Source organism: Streptomyces sp. JLBJ103, assembly GCF_058215575.1.
Genome location: NZ_CM177089.1, coordinates 829804 through 855618, shown reverse-complemented (window position 1 = coordinate 855618; position 25815 = coordinate 829804). Strand labels below are relative to the sequence as shown.

Here is a 25815-nt window from a genome sequence, read left to right as displayed (position 1 = left end):
CACGGCCGCCGGGCTCACGCCTTCGCGGTTGTCGCGGTTGTCGCAGTAGTCGCGGTCTTCGGGCGCGGCTCGCGCGGTCCCCGCGGTCCGCTCTGGGTCAGCGCGGCGCCCGCGAGTACCACCAGCGCGCCCACCGGCGTGTTCCAGGTGAGGTGCTCACCGAGGATCGCCACGCCGGCGGCGGTCGCGATCACCGGGATGAAGTAGGTCACCATCATGGCGGTCGTCGGGCCGACCTCCGCCACCAGGCCGTACTGGATCAGGAACGCCACCCCGGTGCCCAGCGCGCCGAGGGCGAGCACCGACAGCAGCGGCAGTGCCGGGAACGAGTGGGGCGTCGACGCGAACACCGGTGTCACCACGGCGAGTTGCGCCGTGCCCAGCAGCAACTGGGTGCCGGCCATCGACAGATGGGAGGCGCCGGCGCCGGTGAGCGTGCGCCGGACGTACTGCCAGCCCACCGCGTAGCTCGCGGAGGCGACGAGCGCCAGCACGGTGCCCAGCGGGTCCTGCCCGGAGAAGCCCTGCCAGGCGCCGAGTACGATCAAGACGCCGATGAAGCCGAGGCCCAGGCCCGCGACCCGTCGGCGGGTCGGCCGGTCGTCGGAGACCACCACCACGGCGAGCAGCATGGCCCACAGGGGAGATGTCGCGTTGCAGATGCCCGCGAGGGTCGAGGGGATGGTCAGCTCGGCGTAGGCGAACAGCGAGAACGGAAGGGCGTTGAGAAAGAAGGCGGACACCGCCAGATGCCCCCACATCCGCGCCCCGCGCGGCAGCCGCTCCCGCTTCACCGCCAGGACCGTGAACAGCACGGCCGTCCCGAACAGCATCCGCCCCAGGGTGACGTAGAGCGGTGCGAACGCCTCGTTGCCAACCTTGATGAACAGAAAGCTGAAGCCCCAGATCAGGGAGAGCAGCCCGAACCGGATCCGCCAGTCGAGCACCGGTCGGCGCGGCGCGGGGGAGGCGTCCGGGACCACCGGGGCGGGGGCGGTCGTCGGGGTGGGAGCTGTGGTCATGGCAACACTGTGCGGCGCGAGAACCTCTTAGGACAAGCGATATTTCATACCAGGCATCGCGTAGGATTGCTTACATGTTGAACCTGGATCGCCTACGGACCCTCCACGCCGTGGCCCGCCACGGCTCCGTGAGCGGCGCGGCCGAAGGGCTGCACGTCACCACCTCCGCCGTCTCCCAGCAGCTGTCGAAGTTGGAGCGGGAGACCGGACAGCAGCTCCTCGCCAAGAACGGCCGCGGAGTGCGCCTCACCGACGCCGGAAGACTTCTCTCCGACCATGCGGCCCGCATCCTCTCCCAGGTGGAGCTGGCCCAGTCGGATCTCGAGGCACAGCGCGGACACGCGGTGGGCGAGCTGCTGCTCGGCGCCTTCCCCACCGCCGTCCGCGGCCTCTTCCCCGAGGCGCTGGCTCGGATGCGCACCGAGCACCCCCAGCTGCGCGCCCGGTTGCAGGAGATGGAGCCGGACGAGTCGGTGCCCGCGGTGGTGCGGGGCGACATCGACGTCGCCGTGGTCCTGGACTGGTACAACAAGCCGCTGCCGATGCCCGACGGGCTGGTGAAGGCACCGCTGATGGACGACCCGGTGGATGTGGCGATGCCCGCGGACCACCCCTTCGCCGACCGGTTCGCGGTCGAGCCGGAGGACTTCGTCGAGGACGAGTGGATCTCCTGGCCGCAGGGCGGGTTCTGCTACGACTGGCTGATGGTGACCCTGCGCAGCAAGGGCATCGAGCCCCGGGTCCGGCACACTGCGCGGGAGCACCACACCCAGCTCGCGCTGATCGCCGCCGGGCTCGGGGTCGCCGTGGTGCCGCGGCTGGGCCGTGGCCCGGTGCCGCCGGGGGTGCGGATGGTGCCGGTCAGCCCGCCCACCATGCTGCGGCACATCTACGCGATCTGGCGTGCCGACGCCGATCGGCGGCCCTCGATCCGCGCGGCCGTGGAGGTGCTGCGTTCGGTGGGAGAGAAGATCGGCGACTAGGCCCTGTCACCTAGGCCCTGTCCTGCCGTGCGGCGGGCCGCTCACCCTCCGCCGTCCGGCCGGTTCCCGGGGAGCTTGCGGAAGTCCCAGGAGACGATCGTGTCCGGGATCAGCCGCAGCCAAGCGTGGCGGCCGTCGTACGGCATGGCGTCCAGCCCGAAGTACTTCGCGGCGAACAGCCGCTCCGGCGTGTCGAGTTCAGGACACGGCGCGCCGGAGCGTGGGGCCTCGCCCACGGCCACCGCCGCCCCGGACAGCTCCACGCCGCGCAGCTCGCCGTACTCGTGCCCGTCATCGACGACCACGGCGATCCGCGGCTCGCGGCTCGCGTGGGCCCAGCGGCGGCTGCGGTTGAGCGAGTACAGCCACAGCGCGGTGCCGTCCCAGCCGAACCACAGCGGGCTCACATGCGGCCGCCCGTCCGCGCCCACCGTCGCCACCCGGCACACGCGCTGCTCGGCGAGGAAGGTGTCCAGCTCGTCCCGGGTCATCATGATGCGGCGGCCCCGCCGCTGGGTGACGGCCATGCCTTCCGGCACCTCCCTGGCTGAAGTGGTGCGCCACAGGATGGAGGCTCTTCCTTCCACAAGCAAGGGCCGCTAGCCTCCCGCGCCGTGACCACACCCCCATCCGAACCACCCCGAAAAGCAACCGGGTTGAGCGATCTCCTGGCACCCGGGCACTGCGCACTGCTGACCGTCGAATGCCAGCGCGGTGTGGTGGGCCCGGACAGCGCCCTGCCCGAACTGGCCGCCGCGGCACGGGAATCCGGAGCGCTCGGGCGTGTCGCCCGGCTGGTGTCGGCCGCCCACGACTCGGGCGTACAGGTGCTGCACGCGGTGGCCGAGCGGCGCGTCGACGGACGGGCCGCGAGCCGTAACGCACGGCTGTTCCGGGCCGCCGAGCGGATGCCGGTCCAGCAGCTCGCCGGAAGCGACGCGGTGCGCGTCGCCGAACCGGTCCCGGTGGCGGCCGAGGATCTGGTGGTACGGCGGCTGCACGGGCTGTCGCCGATCGCCGGGACCGAGGTGGACGCGCTGCTGCGCAATCTGGGCTGCCGCACCCTGGTCATCTGCGGGGTGTCGGCCAACGTCGCCATTCCCAACGCCGTCTTCGACGCGGTCAACCTGGGCTATACGGCGGTGGTGCCCGAGGACGCGATCGCCGGGGTGCCCGCCTCGTACACCCCGGCGATGGTCCGCCACACCCTCTCCCTCGTCGCCGCCGTCACCACGGCCGACGAGGTGATCTCGAGCTGGGGCGGGTGATGCCGTCCGGCGGGTGAGCCGTCAGGCCATCCAGATGGCGCTGCCCTGCACCTTGATCTGCGCGCCGGGCAGGGGCTTGGTGGCCGGACCGCCCTTCACACTGCCGTCGGTGATGTCGAACTTGCTCTGGTGGCACGGGCAGTTGATGGTTCCGCCGGTCACATCGCCGACCGAGCAGCCCGCATGGGTGCAGATCGAGGAGAACGCCTTGAACTCCCCGGCCTTGGGCTGGGTCACCACCACCTTGTGGTCCTTGAAGACCATGCCCCCGCCCTCGGGAGTCTGGGAGGTCTTGGCCAGCTCCGTACTCCCGCCTCCGCCGGAGTCGCCGGCCCCGCCGGAGGCGCTGTCTCCGCCGGAGTCGCCCGCTCCGCCGCTGTCACCGGCGCCGGCCTGGCCGCCCTGCGACGGCTGTCCGGAGCCCGCGTCCTGAACACTGCCCCCGCCCTGCGTGCCCGACCCGCTGTCGTCGCTGCCGCACGCGGTGAGCGCTGCGGCGAGTCCGGCGGCTCCGGCGGCGGAGACGACGGCACGACGGGTGGAACCCCGCCCGGTGATGGCCGGCTGCGTCATGGTGGTGCCTCCCTGTCATGGGGACGATTCGCCCTTTCATACGGAAAGGGCGGTCCCTTTGTTCAGAGGGCGCTCGGGACGCGCGCGGACGGCACCCGGAAGGCGCTCAGACCGCGAGCGCCTTCCGGAGGAAGTCCAGCTGGAAGCGGAGGAGGTTTTCGGTGACCGCCTCGTCCGTCGGCAGATGGGACGAGGCGGGCAGCGGCAGCACGGTGTGCGGACGCCCGGCGGCGAGCAGCTCCGCGGAGAACCGCAGCATATGGGCGGGGGCCACATTGTCGTCCGCGAGCCCGTGGATCAGCAGCAGCGGGCGGCGCAGCTTGTGGGCGTGGCCGAGCAGGGAGTTGCGCGTGTAGTTCTCCGGTTCCTCGTCCGGGTGGCCGAGGAAGCGCTCCTCCCAGTGCGTGTCGTACAGCCGCCGGTCGGTCGGCGCGGCGCCCGCGACGGCGGCGTGCACGATGTCCGGATGGTGCAGTACGGCCGCCGCGGCCAGCGCGCCGCCGAAGGACCAGCCGCGCATCGCGACCCGCTCGAGGTCCAGGTCCGGACAGTGCCGGGCGGCCGCGCGCAGCGCGTCGAACTGGTCCTGGAGCACCGGGCCGAACCGGTCGCCCCGGATCGCCTTCTCCCACGCCGGACCGCGCCCCGGAGTGCCGCGGCCGTCGGTGACCAGCACCGCGAAGCCGTGCTCGGCGAACCACTGCGACACACACGCCCACCAGCCGCGGGCGCGTACCGCCTGCTGGACCCCCGCCCCGGCGTACGGATCGAGCAGCACCGGCAGCTTCCCCGCGCCCGGTTCGTACCAGGACGGCAGATACAGCGCGGCGCGCAGGGCGCGCTCACCGAGCCGCAGATGCTCGGGTGCGACCGTGAGCCCAGGCTCCTCGGCGAGCGAGGCGATCCGGCCGGCGGGCGCGCCGTTCCGTAGCACGGTCACCGACCCGCCGTCCGGGGTGAGGCTCGCCAGCACCGTCGTCGGCCCGCCCGCCGCGCCGTGGTGCACCCCCGGCTCCTGGCTGAGCCGGACGAAGCCCGCGCCCGGTGCGTAGGACCACACATGGTGCTCGGACGGCTCCTCGCTCGCGGTGAACAGCACCCGCTCCCCGTCCACCCCCAGCACCTCGTGCACCTGGAGGCCCGGCGGGGACAGCGCCTCGCCGATCCGCACACCCCGCGTGTCGTCCCGCTCCGCCACCCCGACCGACACGCCGGAGGCGGTACGGGCCGGGGTGCCGGGCACCAGATGCACCCACGCCGGATCGCGCCGCTCGTCCAGGAGCCGGGTCGCCCCGGTGGCGGGGTCCACCGCCAGGGTGCGCACCGCGCGCTGGTCCCGGCTCTGCACGGTGACCATCGGACCATGGGCGTCCCAGCGCGCGTCCACGACGTACTCGAACGCCGTGCGGTCCCAGTCGACCTCGGTCCGCCGCCCGTCGACCGTCACCAGATGCAGCGACACCTCGGCGTTGGCGGTGCCCGCCGCCGGATAGCGCAGCGCGCGCGGCTTCCGGGACGGATCCGACGGATCGGTGAGATAGCGGATCCCCACCGCTCTCGGATCGGTCCGGGCGACGAGCAGGGCGCTGCCGTCCGGCGCCCACCAGTGGCCGCGCAGCCGCCCGATGGACTCGGCCGAGACGTAGTCGGACAGCCCGTAGGTCACCTCGGGCTCCTCCGGCACGGCCAGCGGGCGGTCCCCGGCGCCGTCGAGGCCGACGACGTGCAGCGCGCCGCCCGTCACATAGGCGATCAGCCGTCCGTCGGGGGAGGGGCGGGGATCGGTCACCGGGCCCGCCGCCGTCACCGGGAACGGGGCGCCGCCGTCGGTGCGCACCGCCCACAGTGCCCCGCCCAACGCGAACACCGCGACCCGCAGTTCACGGTCGGCCGCATAGCCGACCACGCCCTCGGAGAGCTCCCGGGTCCGCTCGCGCCGGGCGCGTTCGGCCGCCGGGACCGCGCCGCCGCCCGCCAGCCGCCGTGGATCCGCCAGCAGCCGCTCCGCCCCGTCCGGACCGCCACCGCCGCCGGTCTCGTACAGCCACAGCAGGCTGATCGGATCGGTGCCACCACCGGTGCGGACGAACAGCACGCGCTCCCCGTCCGGCGAGACACTGAACTGCCGTGGCACACCGAGGGCGAAGCGGCGGGTGCGGGCCAGCCGGCGCGGAAAGCCGCGTACGGCGGCGGAGACTTGGGAGGCATCCATGCGGGGGACTATGCCATGCCGGATTTCCCTTGAGCGTGGACAGGACAGCCCTGACCATCGTTCCGGGGATCCGAGAGGGGAAGTCCAGGTGGGACGTCCGTCACGCCAGGGCCACAGGGGTCTGCGCGGATACGGTGGGTGTTGATCTCCCCGCGGCAGCACGGCTCACGTCTCGTCGCCCGCGCGACGACGCCTGCGCCACCAGCGTATTCCAAGCGCTCCGGCTCCGACGTGCCAGACAAGCCCGAACGCCGCCACACCCAGACCCGCCTTGGAACCGAGCCATAGGTGGAGTGCGAGGCCGATGGGCAGGAGCGCGAGCGCCGCGGCACGGAGCAACCGTCCCGGCGTCATGCGGCATCCGCCGGTTTCCCGGCCTGGACATAGTGGATCCACGGCCGGAGGTCACCGGTGACCACGTCGACGAAGCCGGCATCGCGGACCAGGCCCTGGAGTAGATGGACGGGGTTGCGTTCCATCGCCGGGCCGGTGACAGCGCCGATCAGGTGGCGGCCGACGTGTCCGGACGGGGGGCGGAAATCGGCGACCAGGACGCGCCCGCCAGGGCGCAGTACCCGGATCATCTCGGCGATCGCACGGCCGCGCAACCGTTCGGGCAGGTGATGGATCATCAGGCTAGTGGTCACGACGTCGTACGAACCGTCGGACGCGTCGAGTTGCTCGGCGATCCCGTCCGCGTAGGTGCAGTGAGCCTGACGGGTCAGGCGGCGGGCGTGGGCGACGACGCCGGGTGAGGGATCGATGCCCAGGACGGTGCCGGAGGGACCGACGACGTCGGCCATGAGCCGGCTGAGGTAGCCGGTACCGCAGCCGACATCGAGCACACGATCACCGGGCTGGGCCCCGCTGAGCCGCGCCAGCCGCTGGAAGACGCCACGTCGTCGGCCCGCGAAGAACACCGAACTGAAGATCTCGTATCCGCGTCCGTGCGCGATGGTCAGACCAGAGGTCCGCGCGTCCGCGCGGCCGTGCAGAAAGCGTGCGAGCTCCATGGCCCACCTTTCCCTGTCGTCACTGGATCCCACTGGGTAACGACTTCGGCCGAGTCGATGTCACCGCCCGCCAAGCCGCACACGCCTGAGCGTGGCCGATCCCGCAACTCGATCACGGCCGACACGCCCCGTCGGCTCCGGTGACGCGACGCGGCGCGGAAAGAGGCGTGCCCGAATCCCGGGAGAGCTCTAGGGTTGCGGCCTCTGACGGTTCTTGGGGGGAGTCGACGATGGCGCGGCGGAGAGAAGACACAAGCGCCGGGATCCGGGTGGTCGCAGGACTCTTCCGCCTGACCACTCGGGCGCTCGCTCGCGTGAGCCCTGGAGTGACCGGCGAGATCCCGTTACGCGGCCCAGCCCTGGTCGTCCTGAATCACTGCTCCCATCTGGATCCCCTGTACGACGCGATCTTCGTCTATCAGGCGGGCCGGATGCCGCGGTTCTTCGCCAAGCACACGCTGTGGAGACGCCCCGTCGTCCGCCGTCTGCTGGAGTCGACAGGCCAGATTCCGGTGTCCCGGGGCTCGGCGGGGGCCGTGGAGAGCCTCCGCGTCGCGGCTCAGGTCATCGGGGACGGGAAAGTGGTTCTCATCTATCCGGAGGGAACGCTGACCCGCGATCCCGAGGGCTGGCCGATGCGGTCGTACACCGGGGTCGCCCGGCTGGCTCTCGAACACGACATACCCGTGATCCCGGTGGCCCGCTGGGGGACGCGAGACATCTACGACCAGTACCGACGGAAGTTCCGCCCTTTTCCGCGGAAACGGGTGGTCTACCGCGTCGGGGACGCGATCGATCTGAGCCCCTACCGCGACAGGCCCGCCGACCGGGACACCCTGCGCGATGTCACCGACCTGATCATGGGCAGGGTGCGGGATCTGCTGGGCGAGATCCGGGGGCAGGAACCGCCGAGTTCGTTCGCGCCACGCGTGCCGCGCTCATCCGCTGAGCCGCGCCGAAAGGAGGGTGACCTCAGCCGCCGTCGTCGGCAGGCTCGGTGACTCCGGCGATGAGGGTGCGGACCAGGCGGTCGACCAGCTCGTACACGGAGGCTTCTCCCGTGTGGCCGGTGAGCAGCAGATGGTGCACCGTTCCGATCAGCGCCAGGGAGATCGCCTGGGAGTCGGCCCGGGGAGCCACCCTGCCGCCGCGCTTCTCAGCATCCAGATAGGCGGCGATCGAGGTGGTCACCTCCGGGAGGCCAGGAGCCCCCGACGCCAGCGCGGCTTCGACGCGTGGACGGAGGCTGGGCCTGGCGATGACCAGGTTCGCGATCGCCAGGGTCGTCGATTCGAACAGCGACATCGCGGCGCCGGTCAGATTCCCCATGACGGTGCCGCTCCCGGCCCGGGCCGGGAGCCCGGCGGCTGTCTCCGCCTGGACGCGGAACTGCCGGACGACCAGTTCGGCGAGGAACTCCTCAAGATCGCCGAAGTGGTTGTAGAGAAGGCCGGTCGCGCAGCCGGCCTCACGGGTGATCGCGCGTCCGGTCAACGCTTGGGGCCCCTCCCGCACCAGGACCTGTTCGGCAGCGCGGAAGAGGTGGTCACGAAGCTCTGGTATGGCCACACCACGGGGAGACACAGATGCAGCGTAACGCAGGCCGGGCCGCGTGGACGCGGCGCGGAGGGAAGATCACTTGACAGGTATGAGCAACCGTTCATACCCTCGATGAGCACATGCTCATACTAGCCGGGAGTATCCCAATGGAATCGCTTCACCTAGGCATCGCGATCGTCGGGATCATCGTTCTGCTCGCATTCGGCGCCAAGCACCTGACGAGCAAGAAGCGCAACGGTGTCGGCCACGGGCCCCGTTCGGACTCCGATCGGTGACGGTCCACCACGACCCACCGGCACCGGGCGCCGGACCCACCGCACCACCCGGTGACTCGGTCCCCGGTCGTCGCGTTCCCTGGACGCTGCTGTTCCTCCTCGCCGGCGCCCAGGCCATGGTCGCGCTCGATGTCACCGTCGTGAATGTCGCGCTTCCGGCCATCGGGGGCGATCTGCGTTTCGGCGCTGGTGACCTGCAGTGGGTCGTCTCCATCTACGTGCTGATCACGGGTGGCCTGCTGCTGCTCGGAGGGCGGCTCTCGGATCTGCTGGGGCCGCAGCCGACGTTCTTCGCCGGGCTGTCGCTGTTCACCATCGCCTCACTCACCAGCGGCCTTGCCCAGACCTCAGTGGTGCTGGTCATCTCCCGTGCCGCGCAGGGGGTGGGGGCCGCGCTGCTCTCGCCCGCCGCTCTTTCGCTGATCACCAGGACCTATACCGGACCTCAACGGGCCAAGGCCCTCGGTGCGTGGGGAGCCATCGCCAGTGGCGGCGCCGCCGCCGGACTGCTGGTGGGCGGCGCGCTGACCACCTGGCTCGACTGGCGGTGGGCATTCCTCATCAACCTTCCGATCGGAATCGTCGTCCTCGTGGCGGGCGTATGGCTCGTGCCCCGCGGCGGCCGGGCCCTTCAGCGGCAGCAACTGGACATCCTGGGCGCGGTGACCGGGACCGCCGCCTTCGCGGTCATCATCTACGGCATCAGCGGTGCTGCCCAGCACGGCTGGGGGTCGGTTCGTACGACGACGCTGCTGGCGGCCGGTGCGGCGCTGCTTCTCGCGTTCGCCGCTGTCGAACGGCACACGTCCCGTCCCCTGGTGCCGCCGGCGCTCTGGCGCGAGCGGTCCCTGGCCGCCGGCACCGTGGGCATCTTCGGCGCGACGATCACTCTCGTCGGGGCCCTGTTCCTCGGCACCTTCCTCCTCGAGACGACGATCGGGTCGTCCCCCCTGGAGACGGGGGTCTCACTGCTGCCCATGGTGCTGGCCATCGCCCTGGCCGCTCACGTCGGCGGGGCGATCCTCAACCACTTGGGCGCGAAGTGGGCCTGCGTCATCGGGCTCGTGGTAGCGGCCGTCGGCGCCCTCCACCTGGCGACGGTGCCTCGGACCGCCGACTACGCCTTCGACCTGCTGCCGGGATTCGGGCTGCTCGGCTTCGGGCTCGGTCTCACCTTCGTCGTCCTGTCGGTCACCTCCATGGCCGACATAGACCCGGACCGTGCGGGCAGCGCCTCCGGGCTGTACATGACCGCCCATGACATCGGCGGTGCGTTCGGCGTAGCTGTGCTCTCGACCGCGTCCGCCGCAGCCACAGCCGACAGCGAGGCGCTCCAGTCCCTGGCGGGGCAGCACCGCGGCTTTCTCGTCGCGGCTGCCGTCACGCTCGGCTTCGCGCTTCTCGCCGCGGTGACCATGCCGAATTACCGGCCCCCCGTCGACCCCACCGGTACGCGGAAGCGCCGGAGCGGACACGGGCACTTCCATGGCTGACCATCGGAAAGGGTTATGCGAACAACCAAGGAACTCCAGGGCGTTGACGGTGTCCTCGGCGACGGGCCGGGCATCGCATGTCGACAGTTGACCAAGAGGTTCGGCGAGCTCTACGCGGTCAGGGACCTGACGTTCGAGGCGCCGATGGGGGCGGTCACCGGCTTCGTCGGAGCGAACGGCGCCGGCAAGACCACCACGATGCGGATGCTGCTGGGGCTGATCGAACCGACCTCGGGGACGGCACTGGTCGGCGGTCGCCGGCTCCGTGACATCCCCAATCCCCGGTCGGTGGTGGGCGTGGCACTGGACAGCCCCGGTGCGCACCCGGGTCATACGGCGCGAGCCCATCTGGGCATTCTGGCCGCCGCCTCGGGTATCGCGCCGCGGCGGATCGACGAGGTCCTGGAACTGGTGAATCTCGCTTACGCCGCCAACCGGCGTGTCGGCGGTTTCTCCCTGGGCATGAATCAACGGCTCTCGCTGGCGGCGGCGCTGCTCGGTGACCCGCCGGTCCTCATGCTCGACGAGCCAGCCAAGGGGCTGGATCCTCCGGGCATGCTCTGGCTGCGCGACTTCCTGCGCGCTCTGGCGGACCGCGGCCGATGCGTCTTTCTCTCCAGCCACCATCTGGCCGAGCTCGACGCCATCGCCGACGGTGTGGTGGTGCTGCACCGCGGCCGGCTCGTCGCACAGGGCAGCCTGGCCGAACTCGTGAGCCACCGCGCCCGGACCGTACTGGTCAAGAGCCCGCAGCCGGAGGATCTCGCCGACGCTGTCCGCGCCGCGGGAGGCCGGGCCGCCGCGCTGCCCGATGGCGGAGGGCTGCGGGTCGACGGCCTGGGCGCGGCCGAGGTCGGGGAACTCGCCCAGGCGGCCGGGGTCGCCCTGCACCACTTGGCCGAGGAGCAGGCGGAGCTCGAGGACATCTTCCTGGAGCTGACCGCGTCGGGCGTGGACACCACGCAGTAGAGGAAACAGTGAATGAATCGCCTGATCGCAAGTGAAATCCGGAAGCTGCGCGCGATGCCGACGATGTGGTGGCTGTTGGGAGGGACGACGCTGCTGGCCATCGCGGCCACCATCGGTGCCATCGTCCTGTCGAACGCCCGGGATATCTCCCTGGTGAGCGAAGAGGCGCTGCGCGGAGATCTGCATGCCGTCGGCAGCGGATCCATCCTGGTGGCCGTCGCCGGAATCATCGGTATGGCCGGCGAGTTCCGCTTCGGGCAGTCGGACCAGACCTTCATCTCGGAGCCGAGGCGCGGCAGAGTGCTCGGTGTGAAACTGGCCGTGTTCTCGGTGGTGGGCGCCGTGTTCGGCGTCGTCGCCTCACTGGGCACCTTGGCCACCATGTGGATATGGCTGGCCACTGACGGAGAGACGCTCCCGCTCGGCCGGACGTTCATCTGGACAACTTTGGGCGGCGCCGTCGCCTCCGCTGCCATTTTCGGCGTACTGGGAGTCGCCATTGGCACGGTGGCCCGTAATCAGGTCGTGGCCATCGTGAGTGCGCTCGGCTGGCTGATTGTCTTCGAACCGATTGTCTTCGAGGCGTCGACGTCGGTCGGCCAGTGGCTTCCGGGCGAAGCCGCCCAAGCGCTCCGTCAGATTCCCGAGGACGGCCTGCTGTCGGCAGGCCAGGGCGCCGCCGTGTTCGGGGTCTGGACCCTTGCCGTCCTTGTGTACGCCTACGGGAGGTCGATGCGGAACGATCTCACCTGACCTCGACTGCCGGCTGTTGTCGGCAGCGTGGCGCGACGCTCGGCCGGGGTTTCCCGGCCGAGCGTTTTGCATGGAAGGGCTTTACCGGTGCAACGGATTCCTTTTCTTTGAATGCTGTTATTGCAATGGACTGGCAATTGGCGTGATCGTAGAGAAAAGCGCTTGACATTGCCCAGGGGTGCCTGGCAGGGTGGAATTTGCTAAACGGGGGAAGGGGATATGTTTATCATGCTTGCATGCAACGGGGAGATGTGGTCCGGCGCATCGCCGACCTAAATATATTCGGACGCGCTTATTCCGCATATCTTGGCCTGTGATCGGGCTCTTCTGGGTGATATTGCGTTGAATTAAGCGGCCCTTGTCCGGCCTTTGGCGGCGGCCCTTCCGAAATTTTTTGAATGATTCGGGCAAACGCTGAATGAAACCGCCAGCTGCTTCTTGCTTCTGGGGATTCATGTATTCCGTTTGAGTTCGCGAGGAAAAGCGCAGCCAAGCTCTCGGGGAGTCACGGGGAACACGTGGCCGGGCAGGAGGAAGCATGGCAACGAATCATCACGTGTGGGATGTCGAATCGGTAGTCGAAGCGGCACAGGACCACGCGCGTAGCCTGCCCGACAAGGCGGCGATTGTCTTTCTGGACGAGGGCGAGCGCGAAGCGGAGACGGTCACCTTCGCCCAGCTCGACCACCGTGCCCGCGGCTTCGCCGCCCGCCTCCAGGCCGAGGGGCTCGCAGGCGAGCGCGTCCTGATCCTGCTCCCCCAGGGCGTCGAGTACGCCGTGGCCTTTCTGGGATGTCTGTACGCCAACGCCATCGCGGTCCCCGCCTTCCCTCCCAACAAGAGCAGGCATGGCGCCCGGGTGGAGGGGATCGTGGCCGATTGCGCCCCGAAGCTCGCCGTGGTGGCCGGGCAGCGCGCCACGGCCCTGCGCGCAGAACTTCCCGCGGACTGCGCGGTGGTACCCGTGGAAGAGTTCGCCACGTCGGACCCCACACAGTGGGCAAGGCCCGCTCTCGCCCCCGACGCCATCGCCTATCTCCAGTACACCTCCGGCTCCACCAGCGCCCCGCGCGGTGTCATGGTGACCCAGGCGAATGTGATCCATCAGCTGCGACTGCTCAATGAATCGCTGGAGCTCTCCGGTGACGAGACATCACTGTCCTGGTTGCCGATGTTCCATGACTTCGGCCTGGTCGCCGGCCTGCTCTATCCACTCACCCTCGGTTCCACGAACGTGATGATGGCGCCGGTCGCCTTTGTCCAGCGCCCGCTGCGCTGGCTCACGGCGATCACGCGTTACCGGCCCGCCATCACCTTCGGCCCGAACTTCGCCCTGGACATGTGCTGTGACCGCGTCCGCCCCGAGGAGCGGGCCGGCCTCGACCTGTCGAGCCTGCGACTGTTCATGATCGGGGCCGAGCCGGTGCGCCCGCAGTCGATGGAGCGGTTCGGGGCCGAGTTCGGCCCGTTCGGGTTCAGCGCCGAACGGTTCAACCTGGCCTATGGTCTGGCCGAGTCGACGCTCGCGGTGACCGTCCGCGGCCGGCGGGATCCGCTGACCATCACCTCCTTCGACATCGACGCACTGGGCCAGGGACGGTTGGAGACAGTGCCCGACGGTTCCGCCGGGAGCCGACGGCTCCCGAGCAATGGCGATGTGTCGCTCGACACCGAGCTGGTGATCGTCGACCCGGACACCTGCGAGCCGTGCCCAGAGGGCACCTCCGGTGAGATCTGGCTCGCGGGCAGGACGGTCACCCCTGGCTACTGGGAACGGCCGGAGGAGACGGAGCGGACGTTCGGCGCACGGCTCGCCGACGGCCGCGGTCCCTATCTGCGTACAGGCGACCTGGGAGCGCGCCTCGGCGCGCACGTCTACATCACGGGCCGCCGCAAGGATCTTGTCATCATCCGCGGTACGAACCACTACCCGCACGACATAGAACTGACCGTCGCGGACGCACACCCCGCGCTCACCCGGGACAAGGGCGTCGTGTTCTCCGTGGACACGGACGGAGAAGAGCGTCTGGTCGTCGTCAGCGAGCTGTCGCGGTCGCACTTCCGGGACGCCGACCCGGAGGAGGTCGCGCGCGCCATGCGGCTCGCGATCGCCGAGGAACACGAGTTGGTGGCTGAGACGATCGTCCTGCTGCGCCCGGCTCAGCTCCCGCTGACCTCCAGTGGAAAGGTGCGCCGCCAGACCACGAAACAACTGCATCTGACGGGTGAGTTGCGTCCTGTCCATACCTCCCCGGCACCCGGTGGGCCCGCTCGTACCTCCGCACGGCCGCGGCGGACCGATGCCCCGGCGCTCTCCCGGCCGACCCTGATCGCCTGGCTGGCGGGGCGGATCGCCGAGCTGAAGAGGATCGGACCGGCAGATGTCCCGGTCACCGCCCCGTTCGGCGCGATCGGCCTCGACTCGGTGTCGCTGGTCGGACTCTCCGGTGAGCTGTCCGAGCTCCTCGGCCGGCCGGTGGACCCGGGCGAGATGTACAACCACCCCACCATCGCGCGGCTTGCGGACGCGCTCGCTCCGGACGCGCCGGAGTCGACCGCGGTGGCCGGCGCCGTCGCGACCGTACGGGATTCGTCCCCCGTCGCCGAACCGACGGCCATCATCGGCATGGCGTGCCGGGTGCCGGGCGCGGATTCGCCGGAGGAGTTCTGGGCGCTGCTGGTCGAGGGCCGTGACGCGGTGCGTGAGACACCCGCGCGGCGTGCGCGGCTCGGATACCGCTTCGACGACGGCGAGCCCCGCTGGGGCGGCTTCATCGACGGCGTCGACGAGTTCGACGCGCGGTTCTTCGGGATCTCGCGCGCCGAGGCCGAGAGCATGGATCCGCAGCAGCGCCTTCTGCTCACCACCGTGTGGCGAGCGCTGGAAGACGCGGGCGTGGCCCCGGACAGCCTCGCCGGCAGCCGCACCGGAGTATTCATCGGGATCAGCACCAACGACTACCGGCAACTCCAGGCCCGTGACGGCGCCGACGGCGGCGCCCACGACGGTACGGGCACCGCCCTGAGCATCGCCGCCAACCGCGTCTCCTACTTCCTCGATCTGCGCGGTCCGAGCCAGGCCGTCGACACGGCCTGCTCGTCCTCCCTGGTCGCCCTGCACCAGGCATGCGGCAGCCTTCGTCACGGCGAATGCGACATCGCGATCGTCGCGGGGGTCAATCTGCTGCTCGACCCCGCGGCGACCGCCGTGTTCGCCGAGGCCGGGATGATGGCGCCCGACGGGCGATGTAAGACCTTCGATGCCCACGCGGACGGCTATGTCCGCGGCGAAGGCTGCGGTGTTGTCGTTCTCCGGCGTCACAGCGATGCCCTCCAGCTCCGAGACCGAACCCATGCGCTGATACGCGGATCCGCCGTCAACTCCGACGGCCGGAGCAACACACTCACCGCACCGAATGGACCGGCCCAGCAAGAGGTGATCCGGGCCGCGCTCACCGCGGCCGGCACACCACCGGAGCGCATCGGCTATGTCGAGGCCCACGGCACCGGCACCCGTCTCGGTGATCCGATCGAGACGGCAGCACTGCGCACGGTCTACGGGGCGGCCACGGGCACTCCCCTGTGGCTGGGATCGGTGAAGACCAACATCGGGCACCTGGAGGCGGCGGCCGGGATCATCGGCCTGATCAAAACCGCGCTGTGCCTGCGGCACCGGGAAATCCCCGCGTCCTTGCACTTCAGCCGGCTCAACCCGTACATCGACCTGGCCGGTTCGCGCTGCCGGATCCCCACCGCCACCACACCGTGGCCGGACAGCGGGACTGAGCGGACCGCCGCCGTCAGCTCTTTCGGATTCGGCGGCACCAACGCCCATGTGATCCTCTCCGAGTCCCCGCGCCAGGAGACCCCGGTGGCCCTCGGCGGGGACACGGCGTGGTCGCCACTGCCGATCTCGGCCAAGAGCCATGCCGCTCTGCGGCAGCTCGCCGAGAGCTATGTGGACCTCCTCACCGCCGGGCGTGCCTGTGACCTGCCACTGCCGGCGCTCACCCACACCGCCGGGGCACGTCGTGCCCATCACGACCACAGGCTGGCCGTACTCGCCCGGTCCGCCGAGGAGGCCGCGGAGGTGCTGGCGTGCCATGGACGCGGTGAGACGTCTCCCGAGCTGGTCGCCGGGATCGCCGACCGGCGGGGCGGCGGCCCCGTGGCCTTCCTGTTCACCGGACAGGGCGCGCAGTACCGCGGTATGGCCAAGGCGCTGTACTTCCGGCACGCCGCCTTCCGCGAGGCCGTCGACCGTTGCGACGCGGTCGTTCGCGCCGAACTCGGCTCCTCGCTGCTGCCGACGCTGTGCGATGCCCCGGGCGAGCAGGTCGACCTCGATCCGACGCTGTACGCACAGCCCGCGATGTTCATCGTCGACTACGCGCTCGCGTCCATGTGGCAGGTGTGTGGCCTGCGTCCCGACTACGTGCTCGGGCACAGTCTCGGCGAATATGTAGCGGCCTGTGTGGCGGGGGCCGTGAGCCTCGACGACGCCCTGCGGCTGGTCGTCAAACGGGCCCGCTGCATGCAGGACTTGGCCTCCCCGGGCTCGATGTACGCCGTGCACGGCGACGAAAAGCTGGTCACGGAACTGCTGCGGGACCTGTCACCCGGACGGGGCATCACGGTCGCGGCCTACAACGGGCCCGAGGACGCCGTGGTGTCCGGGGGCGAGGCCGAGTGCGCCGAAGCCGCCGAACGGTGGCGGGAGCGCGGCGCACGGGTCACCCGGCTGACCGGCACCCGGGCCTTCCACTCACCGCTGATGGCCGACGCGATCGGCGAGTTCGAGCGGTTTGCCGCCACGGTCACCTTCCGGCCGCCGCGGATTCCGCTGCTGTCCAATCTGACCGGCGAACCGGTGGAGACGCTCTCCGCCCGCTACCTCGCCCGCCACTCCCTGGAGCCGGTGCGGTTCGCGGACGCGCTCGGTGCCCTTGCCCGGCTCGGCTGCGCCACGATCGTGGAGTGCGGGCCGCATCCGGTGCTCAGCCCGCTCGCCGGACGCATGCTGCCCGGCTCCGTCTGCCTGCCCAGTCTGCACCGCGACGACCTCGACGACCTGACGTTCCAGCGCGGACTGGCCGAGTGGTACGTACGGGGCGGGTCCGTCGACTGGGCCGGCGTACTGCGGGAACGGCTCGGTGACCGCGTATCCCCGCCCACGCCGGTGTCCCTCCCCCCGTACCCGCTGGCCACCGACCGCTACTGGTACACCAGGCGGGGGAGTACGGGTCACCCGCTCGTGGGCGCTTCCGTCGACCTGGCCGGAACGGAAGGCCGCTGGTTCACGGGGAATCTGGACGCCGGGCGACCGTGGTTCCTCGACCAGCACCGGGTCTGGGGCACACCGGTGCTGCCCGCGGCGGCGATGGCCGAGGGGGCGCTCGCGGTGCTCAGCGAGGTCGCGGGGGCCGGGTCCTGGACACTGGAGCACCTCACCTTCAACAGGCTCGTGCCGTTCCAGGACACCACGCGGGTCGACGTCCAGACCCTTGTCGAAGAGGGTGCGGGCAGTCACCGGGTCCGCTGCTTCCACCGTGCGGAGCACGCGCAGGGCTGGACCGAGCACGCCACGGTGGACTCGGCGACGCCCGCGAGGGGCCCGCGCCCCGACCCGGTCGCTCTGGACGAGCTGCGGCGGCGGATGACCGAGCGGAGCCCCGGGGCGCTGTACGACGTGCTGCGCGAGCGCGGGCTCGAGTACGGGCCGACCTTCCGGGCGGTCCGACGGCTCTGGCAGGGAGAGGGCGTGGCGCTCGGCGAGATCCGGGCCGATGACGCGGGCACGGACGGTGACGCGTACGGGCTGCACCCCGTGGTCTTCGACGCCTGTTTCCATGTGGCCGCTGCCCTCATGGAGGGCGACCAAGAACTTCTGCTCCCAGTCGCCCTCGACCGGATCACCGTCCACGGCCGGCTCCCGGCTCAGGTGTGGTCCCATGCGCGCCGGAGCACCGTCGATGGCTCGGGCGACCTGCTGCTCGACCTGGACATAGTTTCCGAGCAGGGCGTGCCGCTGGCGCTGATCGAGGGAATGCGACTGCGGCCGGTCACCGCCGACGCGCTCGCACGTCCGGCCGGTCCGCCGCTGCCCCGGTACACGAGCACCTGGCTTCCGCTCAGCGAGCGTGCACCGGAGACGGACGCCGCCCCGCGACGGGGCACCTGGCTGGTGTGCGGGGCCGATCAGCGGGCGCTACGGGGCTGGTGCGACGAGCTGGCCGGTGTCGGCATTCCCGCCGTCGGCCTGGTCGTGGGCCCCGACGAGCCCGCTCAGCCCGGCCTGCGCCACGCCGATCAGGACCGCCCCGAGGACATCGCTCGGCTGTTCGCCACACTGCGCGGGGAAACGGACGGCATCGCCGGGCTGATCCTGCACGGCGGACCGGCCACGGGCTCCGGATCCCCGGTTGAGGACACCTATGTCCTCGCGCGGCGCGGCTTCGGCGTGCTGCAGTCCTTCCTCCGCGAGTTCGCGGCGGGCCGTCCCGAGGTGCTCGTCTGTTCGGCGGGCGCGATGGCGGTAACCGATGGCGGGACAGCGGTAGTTCTCCCGCAGACCGCGCTCACCGGCCTGGCCCGGGCCGTCGTCGCCGAATACCCGGACCTGAAATGCGTCCAGGTCGATCTCGATCCGGCGGGCACGCAGCCGCTGAGCGAGGTCCTCGGCCGGGCAGCCGGCCTGCCCGGCCGCGGCCATCTCGCGGTGCGCGGCGGCCGATGGTACGAGGCACGGATCCGGGAGACGTCCGCCGCACGGCCGACGGAGCCGGTCCGTATCCGGGAGGACGCCACCTATCTGGTCACCGGAGGATGCGGCGGCCTGGGCCTGGCCGTCGCGACCTGGCTGGCCGGTCAGGGCGCTCGCCATCTGCTGCTGACCGGCCGCACCCCGCCCTCCGGGCAGCCCGCCGCGGTCACCGCTCTGCGCGCCCGGGGTGTCCGGGTGGAGGTGTGGCAGGCTGACGTCGCCGATGCCGACGCCGTACGGGAGCTTCTCGGCCGGGCCCGCCGTGAACTGCCGCTGCTGCGCGGCGTCGTGCACGCGGCGGGCGTCGGTGACGACGCCTCCCTGGAGCAACTCGACTGGGCGCGGTTCGCCCGGGTGCTGGATCCCAAGGTACGCGGTGCCTGGAATCTGCACCGCTCGACCGAGGACCTCGACCTCGATCTGTTCGTGCTGTTCTCCTCGCTCGCGTCGCTCATCGGATCGCCGGGACAGTCCAACTACGTGACCGCCAACGCCTTTCTGGACGGACTGGCCCAGCTCCGGCACGATCAGGGGAAGCCGGCGCTCAGTGTCAACTGGGGCCCCTGGTCCGAGACCGGGATGGCGGCTCGCCCCGCACTCCTGGCGCGGCTCGCGCAGCGGGGGATCACAGGCATCCGCACGGACCGGGCGCTGGCCGCGCTTGACGCGCTGATCTCCGACAGCGCCACCTCGGCCGGCGTGGCGGAAGTGGACTGGCCCCGATGGGCGAACTCCGTGACCGAGCGGCTGCCGTACACGCTGCTCGGCGACCTGGTGCGGGAACCTGCGGCCGAGCGCGTGGCGACCCGCCATGAGGGACAGGAGGCCGCGGAGGACGTGGCGTCCGCACCCGTGCTCGATCTACGGAATCCGGCCGCCGCGCGGAAGGCCGTACTCGGTGAACTGCTGCAGCGGGTCGGGGAGTTGCTCGGCCTCAGCTCCGCTGATCGTGAAGAGCTGCGGCCGACGTTCTCCCGGGTACGTCTCAACGAGCTGGGTCTCGACTCGCTCATGGCGGTCAGGCTCCGGAACCGGTTGCTGTCGGACTTCGCCACCGACGTACCGCCGCACTTCCTCTTCGGCGGCAGCACGGTCACGGACGTGGTGGAGCTGATCTGGCGGCAGCTCACCGTCCGAAGCGTCGTCGCGACCGACGACGGCGCGGCGGAGGACGCCGAGGGTCTCGAGGTCCTGACACTCTGACGTCGCCCGGACGATCTTCCGCATACCGCACCGACACAGCACCACACGTCCTCGGGCACTCCCCTGTGCCTGTCTCTTCCCGATCCGATTCCAAGAGATGACGAGGTGTCGCAGTGAACACGCGAGTCGACGAACTGGTGAGCAAGTTCGAGGAGATGAACTCCGAGCTGATCGAGTTCGTCTCCGGACTGACGGAGACCGAGCTGTCGGCCTCCGGCGGGGACGAGGGCGGCGCGACAGTCGGCGAGGTCGTGGCGCACCTCGGTGAGGGCGCGCCCCAGGTGCTGGCCTGGCTCGCCGGCACGACGAACACCCCGGCTCCCGCACATGACCACCACGACCACGGCCACGGCCACGGGCACACGCATCAGCACAGCGGCCGGCAGGACCTTGTCGACGGACTGCGCGACTCCCTGGCCAGGGTGGTCGACCTGCTGCGGACCCTCGACGACAAGCAGCTCGACAGCAAGCCGGCCGCCGCGCCCGGCATCACCGACGGCAGAAAGTCCCTCTTCGAGGTGGTCGACCTCATGATTGACCACCAGGCGGACCACCTCGCCCACATGCGCACCTCGGTCTCCTTCCAGGCGGATGGACGGACGGGGCAGGGTGCCACATGAGTGATCTGGACACGATGCTCGCCGACATCCCCGCGGACCCGTATCCGCTGTACGACACGCTCCGCTCCCGCGACCGCATGCTCTGGAGGGAAGGCGCCGACCGCTGGCTGGTCACAGGGCACGGTGAGGCGCTCGCGGTCCTCCGTCACGAAAAGGTGTCCAGCGATCGCACCCGATGGGACGGATACCGGCCGCCGACCGGTTACGACCGCGGAGTCGGCATGTCCACGATGGATCCGCCCCATCACACCCGGCTGCGCGGGCTCGTCCAGCGCGCCTTCACTCCACGCGTCGTCCAACAGCTGCGGCCACGCATCGAGGAGCTGGTGGACGACCTGCTGACGGCCGCCGCCGAGCGCGGCACGATCGATCTGATGACCGACCTCGCCGGGCCGCTGCCGGCGACCGTACTCGCCGAACTGCTCGGCATCCCCGCAGCGGACCAGGAGAACTTCCACCAGTGGGCGACCACAATGATCGCCGCGATCGATCCCGCCTCCCACGCCGTCTCGGCCGACCGAGCCGAGGCCGGACAGCGGGCGGACACCAAGATGTCCGGCTACCTCACCGAGATCATCGGACGCCGTCGCGACGAGCCGCGCGAGGATCTGATCAGCGCTCTGGTGCGGGCCGAGGAGGACGGCGAGCGGCTGACCGGTGACGAACTGCTGGACATGTGCATCCTGCTGACCGTCGCCGGGCTGGAGACCACCGTCCATCTCATCGGCAACGGGGTCAACGCCTTGCTGGAACACCCCGACCAGCTCGCCGGGCTGCGCTCGGATCCCGCACCGACCGCGAGTGCGATCGAGGAACTGCTCCGCTACGCCGCCCCGATCCAGGCCGAGCGCCGGAACACCCCGCATGTCCGCGGTTTCGTCTCGCTGCCGGTCGCCCTCGACTGATGGAGTTCTGGGAAGTGACCACATCCCGAGAAAAGGATGGAGCCGCGCTGCTGGTTCGGCTCGCCGAGAGCGGCGTCACGGTCAAGCTGCTCGACGACGAAAAGATCGAGGTGACCGCCCCCCGAGGGAGGCTCTCCGACGATCTGCGCGAACAGATCAGGCGCCGGAAACCGGAATTGATCGAGTGGCTCGTCCAGGAGCGCGAAGCCGCGCGGCAGGACACCGGGCTGCCGGTGCTGACGCCCGATACGGCCGGCCTGCACGAGCCCTTCCCGCCGTCCGACCTGCAGATGTCCTTCCTCGTCGGCGGCCGGGAGGAGTTCGAGTACCACGTACGTCCGCATCAGTACATGGAGATGGACTTCGACGGACTGGACCCGGTGCGCTTCGAGAAGGCACTCCGCCGTGTGCTGCGCCGGCAGCGCAAGAGCATCGTCGTGGTCCGCGACGACCTCCGGCTGGAGACGGTTCGCGACCCGGCACCCGTCCGGGTTCCGGTCGAGGATCTGCGCAAGTGCGGTGAGGAGGAAGCGCAGGCCGGCATCGAGCGAGTGCGTGCCGAGATGCGGGCCCGGGAGCTTCCCCTCGACCGGTGGCCATGGATGGACGTGCGGATCACCCTGTACGGCGAGGGCCGCGCCCGCTTGCACTACAACAACAACAACTTCTTCAGCGACGGCCCGGGTACCGGCCGTTTCCTCGACAGCGTCCTGCGGTGCTACCGCGATCCGCACGAGGTCCTGCCCGAACTGGAGTTGGGCTACCGCGACTGCGTTCTGGCGCTGGCGGCGCTGGAGAAGTCGCCCCTGGGCGAGGCGTCCAGGTCGTACTGGTGCGACCGGATGGCCGACTGGCCGACAGCCCCGGAACTGCCGCTCGTCGCGGGAGCCGAACCCCGGACGCGGGCCCGGCTGGAGCGCCGGGAGTTCGTTCTCCCCGCCGAGCGGTGGGCCCGGTTCAAGCAGAAGGCCGCCCTCCACGGGCTGACACCGACCAACGCGGTGTACGGCGCGTACGCCGAAGTGGTCGCCTACTGGAGTGGGTCCCGGCACTTCCTGCTGAACAACATGATGACGCACCGTCTTCCGCTGCATCCGCAGATCGGCGACGTCGTCGGCAACTTCGCCTCGCTCTACCCGCTGGAGGTGGACTGGCGGCACGAAGAGACCTTCAAGGAACGCTGTCGCCGGCTCCAGTCGCGGGTCATGGCGGACATGGAACACACCTACTGGAGCGGGGTGAAGGTCCTCCAGACCCTCAATCAGGTCCGGCGCACACCGGGACGGGCCGTCTGCCCCTTCGTGGTCGGCAGCGGACTGTTCATGGGCCATATGGACCGTCCCGTCTTCAGCCACCTCGAAACCCCTCAGGTCCTGCTGGACAACCAGTTCTGGCAGCAGAGCGACGGCAGCCTGTGGGTGGTGTGGGACCTGGTGGAGGCGATGTTCCCGGCCGGCCTGATCGATGCCATGCACCACGCGTACCGCGCCCTGCTCGCCACGCTCGCGGACGAGGACGCGGCGTGGGACCGTATCGCCTTCGATCTGCTCCCCGCCGAGCAGCGCAAGCGCCGCGCCCGCGTCAATCGCACCGCCCAGGACCTGCCCGGTGGCCTGCTGCACTCCGCGCTGCCCCGACGCGCCGCCGACATGGGCGACCGCCCGGCGGTCATCGCCTCGGACACCTCGCTGACCTACGCCGAACTGGACGCGCGCGCCCGCCGGCTCGCCGAGATGCTCGGCGCCCATGGCGTCCGCCGAGGGGACATGGTCGCCGTGGCGGCTCCGAAGGGCGGTGCACAGATCACCGCCGTGTACGGCGCCCTTGCCGCGACGGCCGCCTACGTACCCATCGATCCCGGCTGGCCGCGCGAACGCGTCCGGTATCTGCTCGACGAGATCCGTGCCACGGCCGTGCTGACCACCGGTGACCTGCGCACGAGGCTGTTCGCGGACGCCGTCTGCCCGGTGCTCGCCGTGGACGGACCGGAGGCGGCGTGGCAGCCGAGGACGGCGCTGCCCGGTACCGGGAAACCGGCGGACGTGGCATACGTGATCTACACCTCCGGCTCCAGCGGCAGGCCGAAGGGCGCGATCCTGGACCACGGCGGCCCGATGAACACCATCACCGAGATCAACCGCCGCTTCGGCATCGGTCCGGACGACGTGGTCTTCGGTGTGTCGTCCCTCTGCTTCGACCTGTCCGTGTACGACGTCTTCGGCTCCGCAGCCGCCGGGGCCACCCTCGTGCTGCCGCCCACCGGGCAGGCCGACCCAGAGGAGTGGATCGACACGGTGCTCGGCCAGGGCGTCACGGTATGGAACTCGGTGCCCGCGATCATGGAGCTGTTCGTGGAGGCCGCGGAGGCCGCCGGGGTGTGCTTCCCGGCCCTGCGCACTGTTCTGCTGAGCGGTGACTGGATTCCGGTCCAGCTTCCCGCGCGGATCCGCGCGGTGGCGCCCCACGCCCGGGTGATCAGTCTCGGGGGAGCGACAGAGGCGTCCATCTGGTCCATCCACTACCCGGTCGACGAGCAGGACCCCTCCTGGGTGAGCATCCCTTACGGCACACCGCTGGCCAACCAGAGCTGGCGAGTACGGGACTCGGTGGGCCGGGACGCCCCCGACTGGGTCGCCGGTGAGCTGTACATCGGTGGCGCCGGCGTCGCCCGGGGCTACCTGGGCGACCCGGAGCGGACCGCGGCGTCGTTCGTCACCGATACGGGTAACCGGACGCTCTACCGCACCGGCGACCTGGGACGCTACCTGCCCAGCGGGGACATCGAGTTCCTGGGACGCGCGGACTTCCAGGTGAAGATCCAGGGGTTCCGGGTGGAACCGGGCGAGATCGAGCACGCGCTGTGCACACACCGGGACGTACGGCACGCCGCCGTCGTCGCCCGGACGCCGGGCGCCGGCAAGCAACTCGCCGCCTTCGTGGTCGGAGAGGACGGCGCACCGCCTCCCGAGCCCGGCACACTGCTGGACCACCTTTCCGAGCGGCTGCCCGGGTATATGGTCCCCAGCTTCGTCACCGTGCTCGACCGGTTGCCGCTCACCGGTAACGGCAAGGTCGACCGCAAGGCGCTGGAGGCCATGGGCCCCGCCCCGGATGTCCAGAAGCGTCCGTACACACCACCCCGCACCCCCACCGAGACAGTGCTCACCGACATCTGGACGTCCATCCTGGAGACCGGTCCGGTCGGGGTGTTCGACGACTTCTTCGAGCTCGGCGGCCAGTCCTTCGCGGCGTTGCGCGTTCTCGGCCAGGTGAAGCAGCGGCTGGGACGGCAGATCCCGCTCGGGGCGCTGCTGGAGCGCCGGACGATCGCGGCCCTCGCCGAACTGCTGGACGCGCCCGGCCAGGGCTGGTCGCCGCTGGTCACTCTCCAGGACACGGGCGAGGGCGAGCCCTGGTTCCTGGTCCATCCCGCGGGCGGCAATGTGCTCTGCTACCGCTCGCTCGCCGATCGGCTCAACGGCCCCTGCTACGCCCTGCAGGCACCCGGTCCCGCCGTCGGCCGCGAACCCCTGGAGTCAGTGTTGGAGCTGGCCGCCCTCTACACCGAAGCGCTGCTGGCGGCACGGCCCCACGGCCCGTACCGGATCGGTGGCTGGTCCTCCGGCTCGGTGATCGCCTTCGAGATGGCGCACCTGCTGGAGCGGCGCGGCGAGCACGTCGAACGGGTCGTGGTGATCGACTCTCCGGCCCCGGTCGAGCCCGGCGCCACCGACGAGACGACCATGACGCTCTGGTTCCTGGAGGACCTGGCCGTCGGATTCGAACCGGCCATGGTGAGCGCGGACGAGACACGGGAGCTGGCCGCGCTGCCCGACGGTGACCGGCTGGCCCGCGCGGTGGCGCTCGCCCGGCGCCAGAACCTCCCCGACGCCGTCCTCGACCCGGCCGTCCTGGCCCTGAGCTGGCCGGTGTTCCGGGGGATCATCCTCGCCTGCCACGGCTACCGCGCACCCGTGATCGATGCCGATCTCACCGTCGTGCGGGCGGCGCGAGACCGGGTGAGCGAGTTCGCCGGCCATCCGCACGCGGACGCGGCCGACTGGGGATGGAGCGCTCTGACCCGGGGCGAGGTCACCGCGACCGTGGTCGAAGGCACCCACCACACGCTGCTCACCGGCAGCCATGTCGCCGCGGTCGCCGCTGTGATCACGGGCTGTCCGGCCCACCACTGACCTTCGGGAG

General features: G+C 70.6%; 16 protein-coding genes. 10 read left to right on the top strand and 6 right to left on the bottom strand.

All coding sequences use genetic code 11. From position 1 onward, the window contains the following. Nucleotides 1-14: 14 nt before the first annotated feature. Nucleotides 15-1022 (bottom strand): DMT family transporter, encoded by a 1008-nt coding sequence (locus AC4BEG_RS03465; RefSeq protein WP_490704430.1) that lies wholly within the window; start codon nt 1020-1022, stop codon nt 15-17. A gap of 74 nt (nt 1023-1096) precedes the next feature. Here AC4BEG_RS03465 and AC4BEG_RS03460 point away from each other — a divergent pair, with 74 nt between their 5' ends. Further along, nucleotides 1097-2005 (top strand): LysR family transcriptional regulator, encoded by a 909-nt coding sequence (locus AC4BEG_RS03460; RefSeq protein WP_490704429.1) that lies wholly within the window; start codon nt 1097-1099, stop codon nt 2003-2005. A 41-nt stretch (nt 2006-2046) separates the two neighbouring features. On the opposite strand, the gene AC4BEG_RS03455 is transcribed toward AC4BEG_RS03460, so the two are convergent. Then, nucleotides 2047-2532 (bottom strand): pyridoxamine 5'-phosphate oxidase family protein, encoded by a 486-nt coding sequence (locus AC4BEG_RS03455; RefSeq protein ID WP_490704428.1) that lies wholly within the window; start codon nt 2530-2532, stop codon nt 2047-2049. A 129-nt stretch (nt 2533-2661) separates the two neighbouring features. Between AC4BEG_RS03455 and AC4BEG_RS03450 the strand changes: the two genes are divergently transcribed. Next, on the top strand, nt 2662-3273 hold the full coding sequence (locus AC4BEG_RS03450) for a cysteine hydrolase family protein (protein WP_490704427.1): 612 nt from the start codon (nt 2662-2664) through the stop codon (nt 3271-3273). A 21-nt stretch (nt 3274-3294) separates the two neighbouring features. Here AC4BEG_RS03450 and AC4BEG_RS03445 read toward each other — a convergent pair whose 3' ends face one another. The 3 genes from AC4BEG_RS03445 to AC4BEG_RS03435 form a co-directional block, all read right to left on the bottom strand. After that, complete coding sequence (locus AC4BEG_RS03445) at nt 3295-3846, bottom strand: Rieske (2Fe-2S) protein (RefSeq protein WP_490704426.1); 552 nt, start codon at nt 3844-3846, stop codon at nt 3295-3297. Between the two features lie 106 nt (nt 3847-3952). Further along, on the bottom strand, nt 3953-6058 hold the full coding sequence (locus tag AC4BEG_RS03440; protein ID WP_490704425.1) for a S9 family peptidase: 2106 nt from the start codon (nt 6056-6058) through the stop codon (nt 3953-3955). Nucleotides 6059-6408: 350 nt separating this feature from the next. Continuing rightward, entirely contained in the window at nt 6409-7071 is a 663-nt protein-coding gene (locus AC4BEG_RS03435; RefSeq protein ID WP_490704424.1) for a class I SAM-dependent methyltransferase, read from the bottom strand. Between the two features lie 314 nt (nt 7072-7385). On the opposite strand from AC4BEG_RS03435, the gene AC4BEG_RS03430 reads away from it, so the two are divergent. Beyond that, nucleotides 7386-8072 carry a lysophospholipid acyltransferase family protein gene (locus AC4BEG_RS03430; protein ID WP_490704423.1) on the top strand — a complete coding sequence of 229 codons (687 nt, stop codon included), beginning with the start codon at nt 7386-7388 and terminating at the stop codon, nt 8070-8072. On the opposite strand, the gene AC4BEG_RS03425 is transcribed toward AC4BEG_RS03430, so the two are convergent. Next, complete coding sequence (locus AC4BEG_RS03425) at nt 8044-8655, bottom strand: TetR/AcrR family transcriptional regulator (protein ID WP_490704422.1); 612 nt, start codon at nt 8653-8655, stop codon at nt 8044-8046. The two genes, AC4BEG_RS03430 and AC4BEG_RS03425, sit on opposite strands and share 29 nt — an antisense overlap. Before the next feature lie 247 nt (nt 8656-8902). Between AC4BEG_RS03425 and AC4BEG_RS03420 the strand changes: the two genes are divergently transcribed. From AC4BEG_RS03420 to AC4BEG_RS03390, 7 genes are all read left to right on the top strand, one after another. Next, nucleotides 8903-10399 (top strand): MFS transporter, encoded by a 1497-nt coding sequence (locus tag AC4BEG_RS03420; RefSeq protein ID WP_490704421.1) that lies wholly within the window; start codon nt 8903-8905, stop codon nt 10397-10399. A gap of 15 nt (nt 10400-10414) precedes the next feature. Continuing rightward, entirely contained in the window at nt 10415-11368 is a 954-nt protein-coding gene (locus tag AC4BEG_RS03415; RefSeq protein ID WP_490704420.1) for an ABC transporter ATP-binding protein, read from the top strand. A 12-nt stretch (nt 11369-11380) separates the two neighbouring features. After that, entirely contained in the window at nt 11381-12121 is a 741-nt protein-coding gene (locus tag AC4BEG_RS03410; protein ID WP_490704419.1) for a hypothetical protein, read from the top strand. 538 nt (nt 12122-12659) lie between these two features. Then, nucleotides 12660-20087 (top strand): SDR family NAD(P)-dependent oxidoreductase, encoded by a 7428-nt coding sequence (locus AC4BEG_RS03405; RefSeq protein WP_490704418.1) that lies wholly within the window; start codon nt 12660-12662, stop codon nt 20085-20087. Nucleotides 20088-20200: 113 nt separating this feature from the next. Next, nucleotides 20201-20707: a DinB family protein gene (locus AC4BEG_RS03400; protein ID WP_490704417.1), complete on the top strand. Its 507-nt coding sequence runs from the start codon at nt 20201-20203 to the stop codon at nt 20705-20707. Next, nucleotides 20704-21612, top strand: a complete 909-nt coding sequence (locus AC4BEG_RS03395; protein WP_490704416.1) for a cytochrome P450 — start codon at nt 20704-20706, stop codon at nt 21610-21612. The genes AC4BEG_RS03400 and AC4BEG_RS03395 overlap by 4 nt, the downstream gene beginning before the upstream one ends. 14 nt (nt 21613-21626) lie before the next feature. Then, nucleotides 21627-25805, top strand: a complete 4179-nt coding sequence (locus AC4BEG_RS03390) for a non-ribosomal peptide synthetase (protein WP_490704415.1) — start codon at nt 21627-21629, stop codon at nt 25803-25805. Nucleotides 25806-25815: the final 10 nt, after the last annotated feature.

Coding starts and splice junctions, on each gene's coding strand:
- AC4BEG_RS03465 (WP_490704430.1), bottom strand. CDS start 1,022: ATGACCACAGCTCCCACCCCGACGACCGCCCCCGCCCCGGTGGTCCCG.
- AC4BEG_RS03455 (WP_490704428.1), bottom strand. CDS start 2,532: ATGGCCGTCACCCAGCGGCGGGGCCGCCGCATCATGATGACCCGGGAC.
- AC4BEG_RS03415 (WP_490704420.1), top strand. CDS start 10,415: ATGCGAACAACCAAGGAACTCCAGGGCGTTGACGGTGTCCTCGGCGAC.
- AC4BEG_RS03410 (WP_490704419.1), top strand. CDS start 11,381: ATGAATCGCCTGATCGCAAGTGAAATCCGGAAGCTGCGCGCGATGCCG.
- AC4BEG_RS03445 (WP_490704426.1), bottom strand. CDS start 3,846: ATGACGCAGCCGGCCATCACCGGGCGGGGTTCCACCCGTCGTGCCGTC.
- AC4BEG_RS03405 (WP_490704418.1), top strand. CDS start 12,660: ATGGCAACGAATCATCACGTGTGGGATGTCGAATCGGTAGTCGAAGCG.
- AC4BEG_RS03460 (WP_490704429.1), top strand. CDS start 1,097: ATGTTGAACCTGGATCGCCTACGGACCCTCCACGCCGTGGCCCGCCAC.
- AC4BEG_RS03395 (WP_490704416.1), top strand. CDS start 20,704: ATGAGTGATCTGGACACGATGCTCGCCGACATCCCCGCGGACCCGTAT.
- AC4BEG_RS03435 (WP_490704424.1), bottom strand. CDS start 7,071: ATGGAGCTCGCACGCTTTCTGCACGGCCGCGCGGACGCGCGGACCTCT.
- AC4BEG_RS03440 (WP_490704425.1), bottom strand. CDS start 6,058: ATGGATGCCTCCCAAGTCTCCGCCGCCGTACGCGGCTTTCCGCGCCGG.